General features: G+C 76.9%; 18 protein-coding genes. 8 read left to right on the top strand and 10 right to left on the bottom strand.

Annotated features, from left to right (window positions below; genetic code table 11):
• Positions 1-208 precede the first annotated feature (208 nt).
• From ACI8AC_RS18415 to ACI8AC_RS18405, 3 genes are all read right to left on the bottom strand, one after another.
• Positions 209-985 (bottom strand): ABC transporter permease, encoded by a 777-nt coding sequence (locus ACI8AC_RS18415; RefSeq protein WP_456899284.1) that lies wholly within the window; start codon positions 983-985, stop codon positions 209-211.
• Positions 982-1,785 carry an ABC transporter ATP-binding protein gene (locus tag ACI8AC_RS18410; RefSeq protein ID WP_456899283.1) on the bottom strand — a complete coding sequence of 268 codons (804 nt, stop codon included), beginning with the start codon at positions 1,783-1,785 and terminating at the stop codon, positions 982-984. Before ACI8AC_RS18410 ends, ACI8AC_RS18415 begins: the two co-directional genes overlap by 4 nt.
• A 144-nt stretch (positions 1,786-1,929) precedes the next feature.
• Positions 1,930-2,883 (bottom strand): NAD(P)/FAD-dependent oxidoreductase, encoded by a 954-nt coding sequence (locus tag ACI8AC_RS18405; RefSeq protein WP_456899282.1) that lies wholly within the window; start codon positions 2,881-2,883, stop codon positions 1,930-1,932.
• A gap of 62 nt (positions 2,884-2,945) precedes the next feature.
• Here ACI8AC_RS18405 and ACI8AC_RS18400 point away from each other — a divergent pair, with 62 nt between their 5' ends.
• Positions 2,946-3,749 (top strand): TrmH family RNA methyltransferase, encoded by an 804-nt coding sequence (locus ACI8AC_RS18400; RefSeq protein WP_456899281.1) that lies wholly within the window; start codon positions 2,946-2,948, stop codon positions 3,747-3,749.
• 90 nt (positions 3,750-3,839) lie between these two features.
• On the opposite strand, the gene ACI8AC_RS18395 is transcribed toward ACI8AC_RS18400, so the two are convergent.
• The 4 genes from ACI8AC_RS18395 to ACI8AC_RS18380 all read right to left on the bottom strand — a co-directional run bounded on the left by ACI8AC_RS18395 (position 3,840) and on the right by ACI8AC_RS18380 (position 8,010).
• A complete protein-coding gene (locus ACI8AC_RS18395) occupies positions 3,840-4,313 on the bottom strand; it encodes a general stress protein (RefSeq protein ID WP_456899280.1) in 474 nt (157 codons plus the stop codon).
• Between the two features lie 72 nt (positions 4,314-4,385).
• Complete coding sequence (gene sepH, locus ACI8AC_RS18390; RefSeq protein WP_456899279.1) at positions 4,386-5,369, bottom strand: septation protein SepH; 984 nt, start codon at positions 5,367-5,369, stop codon at positions 4,386-4,388.
• A 354-nt stretch (positions 5,370-5,723) separates the two neighbouring features.
• Complete coding sequence (serC, locus tag ACI8AC_RS18385; protein WP_456899278.1) at positions 5,724-6,836, bottom strand: phosphoserine transaminase; 1,113 nt, start codon at positions 6,834-6,836, stop codon at positions 5,724-5,726.
• A gap of 43 nt (positions 6,837-6,879) precedes the next feature.
• Positions 6,880-8,010 carry a citrate synthase 2 gene (locus ACI8AC_RS18380; protein ID WP_456899277.1) on the bottom strand — a complete coding sequence of 377 codons (1,131 nt, stop codon included), beginning with the start codon at positions 8,008-8,010 and terminating at the stop codon, positions 6,880-6,882.
• A gap of 144 nt (positions 8,011-8,154) precedes the next feature.
• Here ACI8AC_RS18380 and pdxH point away from each other — a divergent pair, with 144 nt between their 5' ends.
• From pdxH to ACI8AC_RS18365, 3 genes are all read left to right on the top strand, one after another.
• Positions 8,155-8,811, top strand: a complete 657-nt coding sequence (pdxH, locus tag ACI8AC_RS18375) for a pyridoxamine 5'-phosphate oxidase (RefSeq protein WP_456899276.1) — start codon at positions 8,155-8,157, stop codon at positions 8,809-8,811.
• A gap of 22 nt (positions 8,812-8,833) precedes the next feature.
• The gene (locus ACI8AC_RS18370; protein WP_456899275.1) at positions 8,834-10,150 is read left to right on the top strand and encodes an MFS transporter; all 1,317 of its coding nucleotides are present in this window, start codon (positions 8,834-8,836) and stop codon (positions 10,148-10,150) included.
• A 168-nt stretch (positions 10,151-10,318) separates the two neighbouring features.
• Positions 10,319-10,528, top strand: a complete 210-nt coding sequence (locus ACI8AC_RS18365; protein ID WP_456899274.1) for a hypothetical protein — start codon at positions 10,319-10,321, stop codon at positions 10,526-10,528.
• A gap of 384 nt (positions 10,529-10,912) precedes the next feature.
• On the opposite strand, the gene ACI8AC_RS18360 is transcribed toward ACI8AC_RS18365, so the two are convergent.
• The gene (locus ACI8AC_RS18360; protein WP_456899273.1) at positions 10,913-11,368 is read right to left on the bottom strand and encodes an Ohr family peroxiredoxin; all 456 of its coding nucleotides are present in this window, start codon (positions 11,366-11,368) and stop codon (positions 10,913-10,915) included.
• On the bottom strand, positions 11,365-12,048 hold the full coding sequence (locus tag ACI8AC_RS18355; protein ID WP_456899272.1) for a UdgX family uracil-DNA binding protein: 684 nt from the start codon (positions 12,046-12,048) through the stop codon (positions 11,365-11,367). Before ACI8AC_RS18355 ends, ACI8AC_RS18360 begins: the two co-directional genes overlap by 4 nt.
• Positions 12,049-12,119: 71 nt before the next feature.
• Between ACI8AC_RS18355 and ACI8AC_RS18350 the strand changes: the two genes are divergently transcribed.
• The 4 genes from ACI8AC_RS18350 to ACI8AC_RS18335 all read left to right on the top strand — a co-directional run bounded on the left by ACI8AC_RS18350 (position 12,120) and on the right by ACI8AC_RS18335 (position 15,951).
• On the top strand, positions 12,120-12,836 hold the full coding sequence (locus tag ACI8AC_RS18350) for a hypothetical protein (protein ID WP_456899271.1): 717 nt from the start codon (positions 12,120-12,122) through the stop codon (positions 12,834-12,836).
• 82 nt (positions 12,837-12,918) lie between these two features.
• Positions 12,919-13,836 (top strand): ABC transporter ATP-binding protein, encoded by a 918-nt coding sequence (locus tag ACI8AC_RS18345; protein WP_456899270.1) that lies wholly within the window; start codon positions 12,919-12,921, stop codon positions 13,834-13,836.
• On the top strand, positions 13,833-15,017 hold the full coding sequence (locus ACI8AC_RS18340) for an ABC transporter permease (RefSeq protein ID WP_456899269.1): 1,185 nt from the start codon (positions 13,833-13,835) through the stop codon (positions 15,015-15,017). Before ACI8AC_RS18345 ends, ACI8AC_RS18340 begins: the two co-directional genes overlap by 4 nt.
• Before the next feature lie 79 nt (positions 15,018-15,096).
• Positions 15,097-15,951 (top strand): tetratricopeptide repeat protein, encoded by an 855-nt coding sequence (locus ACI8AC_RS18335; protein WP_456899268.1) that lies wholly within the window; start codon positions 15,097-15,099, stop codon positions 15,949-15,951.
• A gap of 24 nt (positions 15,952-15,975) precedes the next feature.
• Here ACI8AC_RS18335 and ACI8AC_RS18330 read toward each other — a convergent pair whose 3' ends face one another.
• Positions 15,976-16,905, bottom strand: a complete 930-nt coding sequence (locus tag ACI8AC_RS18330) for an SMP-30/gluconolactonase/LRE family protein (protein WP_456899267.1) — start codon at positions 16,903-16,905, stop codon at positions 15,976-15,978.
• Positions 16,906-16,942: the final 37 nt, after the last annotated feature.

Genomic DNA, 16,942 nt, shown 5'->3' with positions numbered 1-16,942 from the left:
CCCCCCCCCCCCCCCCCCCCCCCCCCCCCCCCCCCCCCCCCCCCCCCCCCCCGCCCCCCCCCCCCCCCCCCCCCCCGCCCGCCCCCCCCGCCCCCCCCCCCCCCCCCCCCCCCCCCCCCCCCCCCCCCCCCCCCCCCCCCCCCCCCCCCCCCCTCCCGGGTGTCCGGGTTGCCGGGGCGCCGGCCGGTCGGCCGGCGTCGGGGTGCGCTCAGCTGGTCCTCCTCCGCAGCGTCGCCGCCGCGAGGGCGAGGGCGACCAGGGCGGCGCCGGCCACGACGGCGACGTCCACCCACATCGTGCCGGTCGGCTCGGCCGAGCGCCCCAGCTCCTGCAGCCCGTCGACGGCGTAGGTGAGGGGCAGGGCGTCGCTGACCGCCTGCAGCCAGCCGGGCATCTGCTCGCGCGGCACGAGCAGCCCGCAGAGGAAGAACTGGGGCAGGACGACGACCGGCATGAACTGCACCGCCTGGAACTCGGTGCGGGCGAAGGCGCTGGCCAGCAGCCCGAGCGCCACCCCGAGGACGGCGTTGACCACGGCGATGAGGACCACCGCCCACAGCGGGCCGGCCACGTCGAGGTCGTAGAGCGTGGTGGCCACGGTGACGGTGACGGTGGCCTGCAGCGCCGCGGCCAGCCCGAAGGCCGTGCCGTAGCCCAGGAGCAGGTCCAGCCGGGACAGCGGCGTGGTGAGCAGCCGCTCGAGCGTGCCCGAGGTCCGCTCGCGCAGCATCGCGATGCTGGTGACGAGGAACATCACGACGAACGGCAGGATGCCGAGCATCGTCAGGCCGACGCGGTCGAAGGTCGACGGCTGACCGGGCGCGGTCGGCAGGTCGGCCCAGATGAGGTGCAGCAGCCCGAGCAGCAGGCTCGGCAGCACGAGCAGCATCGCCATCGTGCGGTGGTCGTGCCGCAGCTGGCGCAGCACGCGGCCGGTGGTCGCCGCGGTCAGCGCGGGGCTCACGTGGGTGGTCGGGGCGGTCATGCTCGGCTCACCTGCTCGCTCCCGCGGGACGCTCCGCTCCTCGTACGTCCCTCGCTGCGATGCTCAGGCCCCTGCTCGCTCGCAGCCACCTCCTCGGAGGCGCGGATCAGCCGGAGGAAGGCCTCCTCCAGGTCGTCGGTGCCCGACTCGGCGCGCAACCGGGCCGGCGTGGAATCGGCCAGCAGCCGTCCCTCGCGCAGCAGCAGCAGCCGGTCGCAGCGGGCGGCCTCGTCCATCACGTGGCTGGAGACCAGCAGGGTGGTCCCGGCCGCGGCGAGGGCGTGGAAGCGCGCCCAGAGCTCGGCGCGCAGGACCGGGTCGAGCCCGACGGTCGGCTCGTCGAGCACCAGCAGGTCGGGTGCGGCCACCAGCGCGCAGGCCAGGGACACCCGGCCCTGCTGGCCGCCGGAGAGGTCGCGGACCAGCCGGCCCGCGGCGTCCGCGAGACCCACGTCGGCGAGGGCGGCGTCGGACTCGCGGGCGCCCATGCCGTACAGGGACCCGAAGTGGCGCACGTTCTCCCGGACGGTCAGGTCGGCGTACACGCTCGGTGCCTGGGTGACGTAGCCGACGCGGGCCCGCAGCGCGGGGGAGCCGGCCGGCCGGCCGAGCACGGCGACCGCGCCCCCGGCCGTGCGCTGCACGCCGACGACCGCGCGGATCAGCGTGGTCTTGCCGCTGCCGCTGGGCCCCAGCAGGCCGGTCACCTGGCCGGCCGGGACGGAGAACGACAGCCCGTGCAGCACCCGGCGGCGGCCGCGGTCGACGGTCAGGCCGGTGACGGTGACGGCGTCGGTCATGGCGACCTCCCGGAGAGGAACTCAACGCCTGATGAACTCAACGGTAGGTGAGTTTTCCGGGCGCCGTCAACGGCCCCGAGTCCGGAATCCGGCGGCGACCCCGGGGGACGACGCGGCCGGCAGGGCGCCGTTCCCGGGCGAGGCTCAGGCGGTCCCGGCCAGCGCGCGGCCCAGCGCCGTCCCGGAGGTCCAGGCGCTCTGCACGCGGGAGGGCGCCGACCAGCCGTCCCCGCACGCGCCGACGCCGTCGACGAGGCCGAACGGCTCCTCGCGCGGCCGGGCCGGGCGGGCGAAGGTCCAGCGGTGCACGGCCGTCCAGGCCGGTGGCCCGTCGATGCCGAGCGCGCGGGTGACCGCGGCGGCGACCGGGCCGGCGGCCGCGTCGGGGTCCTCGAGGTGGGCGGCGGCGAGTTCCGGGGTGGTGTGGGCGACCAGCACGGGGGCGCCGTCCCCGCGGCGGTCGCCGTCGTCGGCGACCCACTCGACCGCGGGGTCGTCGTGGACGAAGGCGCCGTGCAGGTCGGCCGGCCAGCGCCGGGTCCCCCACCCGAGGACGACGGCCAGCGCGGGCAGCCAGGGCCGCTCGTCGAGCAGCGCCGCCGCGGTCGCCGGGTCGAGCAGCCGGCGGGCCTGCGGGTCGGGCATCGCCAGGACGACGGCGGGGGCCGGCTCGCCGTCCAGGTGCGGGCCGGGGCCGACCTCCCCGACCGTGCGGCCCTGCTCCACCTCGAGGTCGCCGGCGAGGTCGGCGACCAGCGAGCGCAGCCCGCCGGGCGCCCCGTAGCGCAGCGGGCCGCGCCGGGTCTCGCGCACGCCGTCCGGGCCGGCCACGGCGAAGGTGTCGGTCCAGGGCCGGGCCAGCCCGCGCGCGACCCAGCCGGCCACCACCTCGGCGAAGGGGGAGCCATCCTCGGCGGTCAGGTAGCTGGCGCCGAGGTCGACGACCCGGTCGTGGAGGGTCCGGGAGGCCATCCGGCCGCCGGGGCGCCGGCCGCGGTCGAGGACGCGGACCGGCCGCCCGGCACCGGCCAGGGCGCGGGCGCAGGCGACCCCGGCGATGCCGCCGCCGACGACGAGGACGGGGGCAGGGGAGGGCACGTCCCGATCCTGCGGGCTGTCCCGGCGCGGCGCCCGGCGAGCGCGCTGGCACGATCGCCGCCGTGCCCCCCGTGACCGTCACCGACCCGCGCGACGAGCGCCTGGCCGACTTCTTCGACCTCAAGGCCGGCGACCGGCGACCGGGGACGGAGCGGGGCACCGGCCCCGTGATCGTCGAGGGCGTGCCCGCGGTGCAGCGGCTGCTGGCCTCGCCGTACCGGGTGCGCGCGGTGCTCGGCGTCCCCGGGCGGGTGGCCGCGCTGGACCTGCCGCCGGGGACGCCGGCCTACGAGGCGGACAAGTGGGTGCTCTCCGAGGTCATCGGCTTCCGGCTCACCCGCGGGGTGCTCGCCTCGGCCGACCGCCGCCCGCCCGCGGACCTCGAGGACCTGCTGCGCGGGCCGGCCCCCGCGGCGCCGCGCCGGCTGGCCGTGCTGGAGGCGCTCAACGACGCCGAGAACCTGGGTTCGATCGCCCGCTCGGCGGTGGCCCTCGGCGTCGACGGCCTGCTGCTGGACCCGCGCTGCGCCGACCCGCTCTACCGGCGCTCGGTCCGGGTCTCGATGGGGCACGTGCTGGCGCTGCCGTTCGCCGTGCTCGCCGACTGGCCGGGCGGGCTGGCGCGGCTGCACGACGCCGGCTACCTGACGGTGGCGCTCACCCCGGCCCCGGATGCGGTCGACCTGGCCGAGGTGGACCCCCGCGCCCACCCGCGCACCGCGCTGCTGCTCGGGGCGGAGGGGCCCGGGCTCAGCCCCGAGGCGCAGGCGGCGGCGCGGGTGCGGGCGCGGATCCCGATGCGCGCCGGGGTCGACTCCCTCGGCGTGGCCGCCGCGGCCGCGGTCGCCTTCGCCGCGCTGCGCTGAGGCAGGACCCCCTCCTGCCCACCCCTCGCGGCGGCCCCGTCCAGAGGCTCGCCGCGAGCCTGCGAGCGGTGAGGAGGACGGGGTCCCCTTTCAGCCGCGCAACGAGAAGCGGGCCAGCATCGCCCGGGCCTCCTCGGCGTGCGCGGGATTGCACATGACGTCGTAGCGGCCGGCCACGATCGCGCTGGTGCTCGTGAAGTCCCGTCGGCCGCGGGTCGCGGCGTAGCCCATGGCGCCGAAGAGCGCGCCGAAGGCCAGACCGATGAGCAGGCCGGTGAGCACCGACCCCACCCAGCTGCTGCCGTCGGGGGCGAAGATGCCGAGCAGCAGGCCCACGAACAGACCCCACCAGGCGCCGGCGGCGGCCCCGGCGGCGATGGCCCGGCCCCAGGACAGCCGGCCGGTCACCCGCTCGACCTGCTTGAGGTCCGAGCCGATGATCGTCACGTTCTCGACCGGGAAGCGTTCGTCGGACAGGTAGTCGACGGCGGCCTGGGCCTGGGGATAGCTGTCGTAGGACCCGACCTGCACGCCGCCGAGGGGCATGGACACCGACGCAGACATGACCACCTCCTACCCCCGGGTCAACGGCGGACACGCAGGGCCGGTTCCGGGAGACGGAGGTCACCGGGCGGGTCAGCGCTGCCGGCGCACCCCGAAGACGATGTCCTCCCAGGCGGGGATCCGGGCGCGGGGGTCCTCGTCCTCGCCCTCCCCGCCGGGACGGCCGAGGACGACGGTGTCGTGCTCGGCGATGTCGTCGATGTCGACCGGCTCGTCGTCCCGCCGCTCCCGGCCGCGTCCGCCGGCCCGGTCGCGGTCGGGTCCGGTCCGCGGGCGGGCGTCGTCGGCGGTGGCCCCGGTGGGCGGGGCGCCGCCGGTCGCCGTCCCGTCCGTCCCCTCGCCGGTGGTCTCCCGGCCGGCGGTCCCGGTCTCCGCGGGCGGCTCCTCGTCGGCGACCACGGCGACCGGCCGGGTGCGCACCGGCGGCACGGGGACGCCGGCGGGCACGTGGGGGACCACCCGCACCAGGCGGGTGCCCTCGGCGAAGTCGGTGGTGGCCGCGTCGAGCGGGGTGACCGTGCGCGAGGGGACGTCGTAGGCCCACCGGGTGACGCCCTCGTCGTCCCCGGCCTGCCAGGTCGCGGTGACCTGCCAGGTGCCGTCGGTGGTCCGGGCGGCGTCCCACCGGACGGCGTCGAGGTCGCTGCCGAGCACGCGCAGGCGCTCGGACATGAACTGCTGCAGGGGGACGGCGGGGCTGCCGTCGGAGAGCCGAACCCGGGCCTCGCGGGCCTGCTCGGCCACCCGTCCGCGCTCCTGGAGCACCGGGTGGGCGAAGCGCATGACCCGCTCGACGGGGATCCCCGAGGCCTCGGCGACCTGCTCGGGGGTCTCGCCGGCGCGGATGCGGGCCTGGATGACGCGCGGCGGCAGCGTCGCGCCGATCTCGACCTCGATCTGACCGAGCCGGCGGGCGTCGCCCCGCGCCGCCGCGCGGACCCGTTCGTCGACGACCAGCTCGAAGCGCTCGCCCTCCTCGCCCGGCTCGACGGGGTCGGCGGCGAGCACCATCCGCGACCCGTCCTCGGAGAGCGCCACGAGGCGCAGCGTGCGCATGGGCACCTCCCGGAACCGGTCGTCGACGCGGACGGCCCGAGGGACAGTCCGGCTCCCGAGGCTATCCGTGCCGGGCCGAGCGTGTCGGCAGGCCACCCGGCGTGGCGGGGTGCGGCGCCGGGGTCGGGCGTCGGGGTCGTGGGTGGCGATGAACCGGGCGCAGCGCTCCGCGCCGGTGCCCGGGGCGACGGCGCAGCCGCGGAGCACCGTCAGGCCGAGGTGGCCCCACGTCCGGAAGGCCTCCTCGACGTCGTCCTGGTCCGCGTCGGTCCGCACCCCGCCGGCGAGCGCGTTCTCGCCCTCGAGCTCGGGCCCCGCCGCGAGCGTGCGAGTGGTGGGCGGCAGGGGGTCCTTTCAGAGCTTCTCGACGACGAAGTCGATGCAGGCGGTCAGCGCGCTGACGTCGTCGGGGTCCACGGCGGGGAACATCCCCACCCGCAGCTGGTTGCGGCCGAGCTTGCGGTACGGCTCGACGTCGACCACGCCGTTGGCCCGCAGGACCTTCGCGACCTGCGCCGCGTCGACCGACTCGTCGAAGTCGACGGTGCCGACCACGTAGGAGCGCTGCTCGGGGTCGGCGACGAACGGGGTGGCGTAGGACGAGCGCTCGGCCCACCCGTAGAGCCGGCTCGACGACTCCTGGGTGCGCGCCACGGCCCCGGAGAGGCCACCCAGCGACAGCAGCCAGCGGATCTGGTCGGCCAGCAGGAACAGCGTGGCCACCGCGGGGGTGTTGTACGTCTGGTCCTTGGCGGAGTTGTCGATCGCGATCGACAGGTCGAGGAAGCCGGGCACCCAGCGGCCCGAGCCCTTGATCTCGGCCACCCGGTCCAGGGCGTCCCGGGACATGAGGGCCACCCACAGGCCGCCGTCCCCGCCGAAGTTCTTCTGCGGCGCGAAGTAGTAGACGTCGGTCTGCGACACGTCGACGGGCAGGCCGCCGGCGGCGCTGGTCGCGTCGACGAGCACCAGGGCGTCCTCGGTGCCGTACGGCCGCTCCACCGGGGCCATGACGCCGGTCGAGGTCTCGTTGTGCGCCCAGGCGTAGGCGTCGACGCCCTCGGTGGCGGTGGGCAGGGCGAGCCCGCCCGGGGCGGCCTTGGCGATCACCGGGTCGGCGAGGAACGGGGCCTCGGCCACCCCCGAGGCGAACTTGGCGGAGAACTCGCCGTAGCTGCCGTGGGCGCTGCGCTCCCGGACGAGCCCGAAGACCGCGGCGTCCCAGAAGGCCGTCGTCCCCCCGTTGCCGAGGACGACCTCATAGCCGTCGGGGAGGTCGAACAGCTGCGCCAGGCCCTCGCGCACCTGCCGGACCAGGCCCTTGACCGGTGCCTGCCGGTGCGAGGTCCCCATGATCGCGGCGCCGTCGGCGGCCAGGGCCTGCAGCGCCTCCGGGCGCACCTTGGACGGACCGCACCCGAAGCGGCCGTCGGCGGGCAGCAGGTCGGCGGGGATGGACATGGTCATCCGGGGGGTGCCTCTCGGGTCGTGAGGGGGGAGGGAGGCCCTGCTAGGCGGGTGCGACCTCGTCGACGGCCTTGGTCTGGATGGTGTCCCAGCCCTCGACCTCGTCGGGCCGGCGCGGCGCCGGGCCGATGTAGCGCGCCGAGGGGCGCACCAGCCGGCCGGTCTGCTTCTGCTCGAGGATGTGCGCGCACCAGCCGGCGGTGCGGGCGCAGGTGAACATCGAGGTGAACATGTGGCCGGGCACCTCGGCGAAGTCGAGGACGATCGCCGCCCAGAACTCCACGTTCGTCTCGATGGGCCGGTCCGGGCGCCGCTCGCGCAGCTCCCGGAGGGCGGCCTGCTCCAGCGCCAGCGCGGCCTCGAACCGCGGGGCGCCGAGCTCCTGGGCGGCCTTGCGCAGCACGCGGGCGCGCGGGTCCTCGGCCCGGTACACCCGGTGCCCGAAGCCCATGAGCCGCTCCTTGCGGTCCAGCAGGTCCTTCACGTACCGGTCGGCGTCCCCGGCCTGCTCCACGCCGTCGAGCATGTGCAGCACCCGCGAGGGCGCCCCGCCGTGCAGCGGCCCGGACATCGCGCCGATGGCCCCGGACAGCGACGCGGCGACGTCGGCGCCGGTGGAGGCGATCACCCGCGCGGTGAAGGTGGAGGCGTTCATGCCGTGCTCGGCGGCCGACGTCCAGTAGGCGTCGACGGCGGCGACGTGGCGCGGGTCCGGCTCGCCGCGCCAGCGGACCATGAACCGCTCGACGATCGTCGCGGCCTCGTCGACCCGCGACTGCGGCACGGCCGGGACGCCGATGCCGCGCGCGGACTGGGCGACGTAGGACAGCGCCATCACCGCGGCGCGGGCCAGCTGGTCGCGGGCCTCCTCGTCGGAGATGTCCAGCAGCGGGCGGTAGCCCCAGAACGGCGCCAGCATCGCCAGCGCGGCCTGCACGTCGACGCGGACGTCGCCGCTGTGCACCGGGATGGGGAACGGCTCGGCGGGCGGCAGGCCCGGGCCGAACTTGCCGTCGACCAGCAGCGCCCACACGTTGCCGAAGGTGACCTTGCCGACGAGGTCCTCGATGTCGACCCCGCGGTACCGGAGGGCACCGCCGTCCTTGTCCGGTTCGGCGATCTCGGTCTCGAAGGCGATGACGCCTTCCAGCCCGGGGGTGAAGTCGTCGGCCATCTCGCATGCTCCTCTGCGCGCGGGACACGTGCGGCCACGGGAGGCATGGCGCACGACTGCGCCTGCGACCCTAGGCGGTGGCGGGCCCCCCGGTGCACGGGGGGCGCGGCCCGCACCGGAGGGGCGCACCGGCGCGGTGACAGCATGGTCGCCGTGCCCGACCTCTCCCGCATGCGCAGGGACTACGACCGGCAGGGACTGCGCGAGGAGGACCTCGCACCGACCTGGGTGGAGCAGTTCGACCGCTGGTTCGGCGACGCCGTCGCCGCCGGCCTCCCCGAGCCGAACGCGGTGGTCGTCGCGACCGCGGACGCCGACGGCGCCCCCGACGCGCGCATCGTGCTGGTGAAGGGCTACGACGAGTACGGCTTCGTGTTCGGCACCAGCTACGCCTCGGCGAAGGGCGCCCAGCTCGCCGTCAACCCGCGGGCGGCGCTGGTCTTCCCGTGGCACGCCCAGCAGCGCCAGGTGCGGGTGACCGGCCGGGTCGAGCGGGTCGGCGACCGGGCCTCCGACGACCTGTGGGACCCCCGCCCGCGCGGCGCCCAGCTCGCCGCCGCGGCCAGCCTGCAGTCCACGGTCGTCGACTCCCGCGACGAGCTGGTCGCGCGGCTGCGCCGGCTGGACGCCGACACCCCCGACGGCAAGCTGCCGCGGCCGGAGACCTGGGGCGGCTACCGGGTGCTGCCCGACGCCGTCGAGTTCTGGCAGGGCGGTGCCGACCGGCTGCACGACCGGCTGCGCTTCGTGCGCGACGACGCGGAGGGCGGCGGCTGGGTGGTCCAGCGGCTCGCCCCGTGAGGGAGCCCGCCGGGAGGACGCGGTGACCTCACCCGTCGACCCCGTCGAGGGGGCCGGCGGCGTCGAGGAGCCGGTGCCCGAGCAGGTGCGCCGCCGCGGGTGGGCCATCGACACCACCCCGCTGCGCAACCCGCACTACCGCCGGCTGTTCTGGGGCGTCGCGGCGACGATGCTCGGCCAGCAGATGACCCTGGTCGCCGTCCCGTACCAGGTCTACGCGCTCACCGGCTCCTCGCTGCTGGTCGGCGTGACGTCGGTCGTGGCGCTGGTGCCCCTGGTCGTCTTCGGCCTGCTCGGCGGGGCGATCGCCGACTCGATGGACCGGCGCCGCCTCATGCTGGTGACCGGTGCCGGGTCGGCGGTCACCAGCGCGCTGCTCGCGGTCCAGGCGCTGCTGCCCGGCGGGGGGAACCTGTGGCTGCTGTGGGCGCTCACCGCCGCGGTCTCCGGGTTCAGCGCTGTCAACCAGCCCACCCGCAGCGCGGTGATCCCGGCGATCGTGGGCGCCGAGGGCGTCCCGGCGGCCAACGCGCTGGCGATGACCGTCCGGCAGGTGGGGGTGATCGTCGGGCCGCTGCTGGCCGGCGTCCTCATCGGCCTCGGCGACCTGTTCGTCACCTACGCCGTCGACGCGCTCGGCTTCCTCGTCGCCGTCCTGCTGCTGCGGGGCCTGCCCGCCCTGCCCCCGGGCCGGGACGCCGGGCCGCTGCGGCTCGGCGCCGCGGTGCGCGGGGTGGGGGAGGGCTTCGGCTTCCTGCGCACCCAGCCGGTGCTGCTCATGACGTTCGTCGTCGACGTCGTCGCGATGCTCTTCGCCTGGCCGCAGGCGGTGTTCCCCGAGCTGTCCGAGGGCCGCTACGCCGACTCGCCCAACAGCCTCGGGTGGCTGTTCGCCGGCATCTCGATCGGCGCGCTGGCCATGGGGCTGACGTCGGGCTGGGTCTCGCGGGTGGACCGGCAGGGCGCCGTCGTCCTCGCGGCGATCGCCGTCTGGGGCGTGGCGATCATCGGGTTCGGTCTCGCCCCGACCCTGTGGCTGGCCGTGCTCTGCCTCGCCGTCGCGGGGGCCGGCGACATGGTCAGCGCGGTGCTGCGCTCCTCGATGCTGCAGCTGGCCGCACCGGAGGAGATGCGCGGGCGCATGCAGGGCGTCTTCCTCGTCGTGGTCGCCGGGGGCCCGCGGTTGGGCGACCTGCGCGCCGGCGCGATCGCCAGCACGGCCGGGGTCGGCGTGGCGATGGTCTCCGGCGGCGTGGTGGTCGTCGTGGCGATGGCCGTGGTCGCGGTCGCGGTGCCGTCGTTCTGGGCGTTCCGCGCCTCCCGGTCGGCGCTGCCCTGAGCGGTCCGGCGGGCCGGCGCGCCGTGTCCCTGAGGGCGGCCATCAAGGTGCCAGCGAACGCTCCCCTCATCGGCGGCTCGGGACGCGGCCCGTGTTCGTGCTCGAGATCCTCTCGGGCACATGGCGCGTGTGGCCGAGGACGAACCGCCAGGTCGGGGAGGCAGGCTGTTGACCGCCCCCTCCCGCCGCAGCCTGCTGGCCACCGTGGCCGTGGTCGCCGGCCTCGCACTCCAGCTGGTGAACCTGCTCGACGTCTTCGACGGAGCGCCGACGTCGGTGTGGATCACCGTCTTCGCGGTGCAGGCGCTGGTTCTCGCCGACGTGCTGGTCGTCGCCTACTCGAACGTCAGGGACGCACGGGCACGTCGCCGGCGCTGATCCACGTGACCGGGGAACGGACTGGCCAGCGGCGCCCGAACTGATGTCCCCCCGATGGCCACGTGCCTGGTCCTTGGCTTGCGGTCGCGGTGACGAGGCATGCGCCACCGGGACTCGCCCGCGTTCCCGGGGGAACGCCGTCAAGCCTCTCCCCTTGGCCGCGTTCCCGCGGGGAACGTCTGAGCAGGTCTCGTAGCGGGTTGCTCGGCGGCAGCCCGGCACCGGCTCGGGACCCTCGGGAGTCGCGCACGCGGCACGTCGGCGTTCCCGCGGGGACGCCGGCAGGACGCGGCCGGGCCGCACGACGCCGCACGACGCCACAGGGGGGCGCACGAGGGCCCGACGCGGCCGGGGCCACACGAGGTCGGGCACCGAACGCCCGTGTCAGCCCTCCCCGGCCGGGTCGCCCACGTGCAGGCCCACCTCGACGTTGCCCGCGGTCGCCCGCGAGTAGGGGCAGACGGTGTGCGTCTCGTGGAGCAGCGCGCGGGCCTGGTCGGCGTCCAGCCGGGGCAGGTGCGCGTGCAGGTCGACGGCGAGCCCGAAGTCGCCCTGCGCGCCGCGGAGGAAGTGCACCCGGGCGGTCACCCGCGAGCCCTCCAGCGCGTCGGCGGGCAGCCCCAGCCGCGGGACGCCGAAGCGCATGGCGCTGTGGAAGCAGGCTGCGTACCCGGCGGCGAACAGCTGCTCGGGGTTGGTGCCCGGCCCGTCGTCCCCGCCCATCGCCGCGGGCCGCGACAGCTCCAGCTCCAGCCGCTCGTCGGAGGAGACCACCGCACCGGTGCGCTGCCCGAAGGCGGTGGCCTCGGCCGTGTAGACCCGCGTCCTCCCGGCGCTCACGCCAGGGCCCCGGCGACGACGCGGAGGTCGGCGACCAGCGCGTCGTAGGCGGCCGCGCGGGCGTCGTCGGGCGTGCGCAGCACGGCCGACGGGTGCGCGGTGGCCAGCATCCAGGTCTGGTGCGGCGCGTCCTCCTCGTCCGGCGCGGCGTCGTCCCCGGCCTCGGCACGGGCCACCCCGGGCGGCGTCCACGGCATCAGCCGGCCGCGGTCCTTGGTGATCCGGAACGAGGGCGCGATGAGCGCCTTGGCCGCGACCGCGCCCAGGCACACCACCACCTCGGGCTGGAGCACGGCGAACTCCGCCTCCAGCCACGGCCGGCACGCGCGCAGGTGCTCCGGGCCCGGGCTCTGGTGGATCCGCCGCTTCGGCGTCGGGGTGAACCGGAAGTGCTTGACGGCGTTGGTGACGTAGGCGTCCCGGCGGTCGATGCCCGCGTCGCCCAGCGCCCGGTCCAGCAACCGCCCGGCCGGGCCGACGAACGGCTCGCCCTTGCGGTCCTCCTGGTCCCCGGGCTGCTCGCCGACGAAGACGATCCGCGCGGTCTCCGGCCCCTCGCCGAACACCGTCTGGGTGGCCGGCTCCCACAGCTCGCACGCCCGGCAGCCCGCCGCGGCGGCCCGCAGCCCGTCGAGGCCCACGCCCGAGGGCGGCTGCGCGGGCACGTTCTCCTGGCTCATGCGCCGATGGAAGCGCAGCCGCGGCCGCCGTGCACACTGACGCCCCACCCACCGCGAGGAGGCCGCGCACCGTGACCACCACCCACCTGATCGGCGGCGGCTGGGACCCCGCGGCGGCGGCCGACCTCTACGGCCCGTTCCTCGAGTCGGCCGGGACCGCACCGGTGGTGGCCGCCGTCGTCCTCGACGAGGGGGACGGCGCGGCGCAGTTCGAGCGCTGGGCCGGCGTGCTGCGGCGGACGGCGACCTGCGAGCCGGTGCCGGTCCTGGTGCCCCTCGGCGGGCGGCTGGACCCGGCCGCGCTGGGGGACGCCGACGCCCTGCTGGTCTGCGGTGGCCTCACCCCCGCCTACGCCGACGCGCTGGCCCCCGCGGCCGCGGGCGTGCGGGAGTGGCTGGCCGGCGGCCGCCCCTACGCCGGTTTCTCCGCCGGCGCCGCGGTGGCCGCCGCGCAGGCGCTGGTGGGCGGCTGGCGCTCCGGCGGCGTGCCGGTGTGCCCGGAGGACGCCGCCGAGGACCTCGACGAGCTGCGGGTGACCCCCGGGCTGGGCCTGGTGCCGTGGACCGTCGACGTCCACTGCGCCCAGTGGGGCACCCTGCCGCGGCTGCTCTCCTCGGGTGCCGCGCGGGGCCTGGCCCTCGACGAGGACACCGCCGTCCACGCGGACGGCGACGGCGCGCTCGTCGCCGGTCGCGGCACCGCCTGGCGGGTCACCCGCGACGGCGGCGCGTCGACGGTCACCGCCTCCCGCGCCGGCGACCGGCTGCGGTGGGCCGGGGACGCGTGATCGCGCCCGCCGGAACGTGCCCGGGGTCACCCGGATAGCGTCGGTCCCGCAGACCAGGGCGGCGAGTGCGGGGGTCGGAGCGGTGCTGGAGTTCGACGGGCTGACGAAGAGCTACGGCGCGAACCGCGTCCTGGACGACGTCAGCTTCACCGTCGCCCCGGGGACGATGTTCGGGTTCTGCGGCTCCAACGGCGCCGGCAAGACGACGACCATGCGCATCGCGCTCGGGCTCGTCCGGGCCGACGCCGGGGTGGTGCGCTGGCGCGACCGGCCCCTGGACCAGGAGGTCCGGCGCCGCATCGGCTACATGCCGGAGGAGCGCGGCCTCTACCCGAAGATGCGGGTCGGCGAGCAGCTGGCCTACTTCGCCCGGCTGCACGGCCTCGATGCTCGGGCCGCCGCCCGGGCGGCCGACGAGTGGGCCGGCCGGCTGGGCCTCGGCGACCGCCGCGGCGACGCGGTCGAGAAGCTGTCGCTGGGCAACCAGCAGCGGGTCCAGCTGGCCGCGGCCCTGGTCAGCCGCCCCGAGGTGCTCATCCTCGACGAGCCCTTCTCCGGGCTGGACCCGGTCGGGGTCGACGCGCTCGCCGACGGGCTGCTGGAGCAGGTGCGCGGCGGTGTCCCCGTGGTGTTCTCCAGCCACCAGCTCGACCTGGTCGAGCGGCTGTGCGACTCCGTCGGCATCCTGGCCCGCGGCCGGATGGTCGCCGTCGGCACGGTGCCCGAGCTGCGGGAGCGGGAGGCCGGCCGGCTGCTGCGCGTCGTCGTCCCCGACGCGCCGCGGGGCTGGGCCGCCACGCTGCCCGGGGTGCGGGTCGTCTCCGAGCAGGCCGGCGACACGCTGCTGGCCCTCGACGCCGGCGGCGACGACCAGGCCGTGCTGGCCGCCGCGGTGCGGACCGGGCGGGTCACCCACTTCGCCTGGCGGGAACCGACGCTGGTCGAGCTGTTCCGCGAGGCGGTCGCCGACGAGCGGACCCCCGAGGCGGTGGCGGCGTGAGCGAGGTGCGCACCCCGTCGAGCGCGGCGCTGGTCCGGATGGTGGCCGGCCGCGAGGTCTCCAGCCGGATCCGCGACAAGAACTTCCTCATCAGCTCGGTGGTCATCGTCCTGCTGCTGATCGGCGTGATGGCCTTCCAGGTGGTGGTCAACTCGGGTTCGGACACCAGCCGCCTCGGGGTCGTCGACGGCACCGAGGGCGTCGGCCCGGCCGTGCAGGCGCAGGGCGAGGCGGTCGGCCTCGACGTCGAGCTGGTCGACCTCCCCGACGAGGGCGCCGCCCGCGCCGCGCTGGAGGCCGAGGAGGTCGACGCCGTCCTCCTCGACGGGGGTGCGGCCCCCGAGCTCCTGCTCGCCGACCGCGACCCGACCCTGGAGGCCGTCGTCGGCTCCGCGGTGGCCGAGGTGGCGGTGACCGGGCAGCTGGTGGAGGCCGGGGTCGACCTGCAGGCGGTCCCGCAGCTCGGCATCACCACGCTCGAGGGCGACGACGAGGCCGACGGCCAGCGCGTCGTCGTGGCGATCATCGGCGTCGCCGTCCTCTACGGCCTGCTCATCCTCTTCGCCCAGTTCGTCGCGCAGGGCGTCGTGGAGGAGAAGGCCAGCCGCGTCGTGGAGCTCCTGCTGGCCACCATGCGCCCGTGGCAGCTGCTGGCCGGCAAGATCCTCGGCCTCGGGCTGCTCGGCCTCGCGCAGATCGTGCTGATCGCCGTCGTCGGCGTCACCGGTGCCCTCGCCTTCGACGTCGTCAGCGTCCCGGGCGAGCTGGTCTCCACCGTGGTCACGGTCGTGGCCTGGTTCGTGCTCGGCTACGGCTTCTACGCCTCGGTGTTCGCCGTCGCGGCCTCGCTGGTCAGCCGCCAGGAGGACCTCGGCAGCGTGCTGACCCCGACGACGATCCTGCTGGTCGCGGGGTTCGTCGTCGCCATCCAGGCCGCCGGCGACCCGTCGAGCACGCTGGCCACCGTCACCTCCTACGTGCCGGGGCTCTCCCCGCTGGTCATGCCGGTGCGGCAGGCCGCCGGCGAGGTCGCGGTGTGGGAGGTCGCCCTGTCGGTGCTGGTCATGCTCGCCGCGATCGCGGTCGTCGTCCGCGTCGGTGGCCGGGTCTACGCCGGGGCGCTGCTGCGCACCACCGGCAGGACGAAGCTGCGGGAGGCGCTGCGGGCCGAGCGGGCCTGAGCCGGACCACGCCTCCGAGGGGTGAGAGCGCACCGAACGGGGGACGACGTCCCGCCGCGGGGCCCGGATGATCACGGGCATGGAGGACCTGGACCGGCGCATCCGGCTGCTGCGGACCTCCCGGGACACCGACGCCGTCATCGAGCTGGGTTGCGACCTGGTGGAGGCCGGCCGGGGACGGGAGGCCGAGGACTGCTTCCGCCGTGCCGCCGAGCTGGGCGCCCCGCTGGGCTGGTTCAACCTGGGCAACGCGCTGGCCGCCCGCGGCGCGGCCGCGGAGGCGGTGGACGCCTACGAGCGCGCGCTGGCCGGCGGGGAGAGCGACGCCTGGCTGAACCTGGGGCTGGTGCTCGAGGACCTCGGCGACCTCGCCGGGGCCGAGCGGGCCTTCCGCGGCGCCGGCGCGGCCGGCGACCCGGCCGGCCTCCTGGAGCTGGCCTTCCTCCTCCGCGAGCAGGGCGAGACCGACGAGGCGGCCGTCGTCGCGGCCGGGCTGGCCCGGACCGGGCACGAGACGGCCGCCGCGGTGCTCGCCAGCTGGCGCTGGGCCGAGACCCGCGACCCGGCGCTGGAGGCCGAGCTGCGCGCCGGCGCGGGGGCCTTCCCGGCGACCCGGACCGCGCTGGCGGCGCTGCTGCGCGACGGCGGGCGCACCGCCGAGGCGCGCTGGTTCCTCGAGTGCGGCGCCAAGCTGGGCGAGCGGGAGTCCTGGCTGCCCCTGGGCAACCTCTACGTCGACGACCTGGGGGACGTCGAGTCCGCGGAGGAGGCCTACCGGGCGGGGCTGGCCGCCGGCGACCCGTACTGCCACCACAACCTGGCCGTCCTGCTCGCCGGCCGCGGCGACCTCGACGGGGCGATCGAGCACCTGCGCCTCGGCGCCGCCGAGGGCGACGAACTGGCCGCCCGCACCCTGGCCGACCTCGAGGGCTGAACGACCCGCCGGGCGCCGGACGGCTCAGCCGGCCTGGTGCAGCCCGCCTCCCGGCCCGCGGTACGGGGCGGCCGGCGGGCCGGTCACCCCCGGGCGGGCGGTGAACAGCCGGCCGGCGTCGGGCTGCGCGGCGCGGGCCGCGTCGTCCAGGCCCTCCGTCGAGGTGCTGATCACCAGCAGGTCGCGGCCCGGCCCGGCGAAGGCGCAGCTGGAGGTCTGCGCCGCCGGCACCTCGACCACGGCGAGCAGCGCGCCGTCCGGGGACCACCGGCGGACCTGCCCCGCACCCCAGAGGGCGGTCCAGAGGCAGCCGGCGTCGTCCACCGTGAGGCCGTCGGCCGGCCCGTCGTCGCCCGAGAGGTCCAGCACCACCCGGCCGCGGTGCAGCGCGCCGGTCGCCGGGTCGTAGTCGAAGGCGTGCACCACGCCCGGGCCGGAGTCGGCCAGGTAGAGGGTCCGCCCGTCGGGGGACCACCCCAGCCCGTTGGAGACGGTCAGGCCGTCGAGCACGCGGGTCACGGTGCCGTCGAGGTCGACGCGGTACAGCGCCCCCGCCCCCGGCCGCTGGTCGAAGGCCATGGTGCCGCCGAACAGCCGCCCGGCCGGGTCGCAGCCGCCGTCGTTCATCCGCGTGCCGCCGGTCCCCGGCGTGCCGCCCTCACCGGCCAGCTCGACCAGCACCCGTGCGGTGCCGTCGGGGGAGAGGTGGGTGAACCCGCCGTCGGCGCCGAGCAGCCACCCGCCCGCCGCGGCCGGGACGGCGAAGCCCACCGTGCCGCCGCCGCGGTCGCAGGCGACCTCGGTGAGCTCGTCGCCGTCGCCCAGGGTCGCGCGCCGGACGAGGCCGGCCGGGATGTCCACCCACACCAGCTCCCCGCGGCCGTCGTCCCACACCGGCCCCTCGCCGTGCTCGGCGGCCGCGGGGGCGGCGGGGCGCGCGGTCAGTCGCTCCACGGCCCCATCCTGGCCCGCGGGGTGCCGCGGCACCGCC

Source organism: Geodermatophilus sp. SYSU D00758 (genome assembly GCF_054049955.1).
Note: the sequence above shows the minus strand (reverse complement) of the source record. Positions and strands in the feature narration are given on the sequence as shown.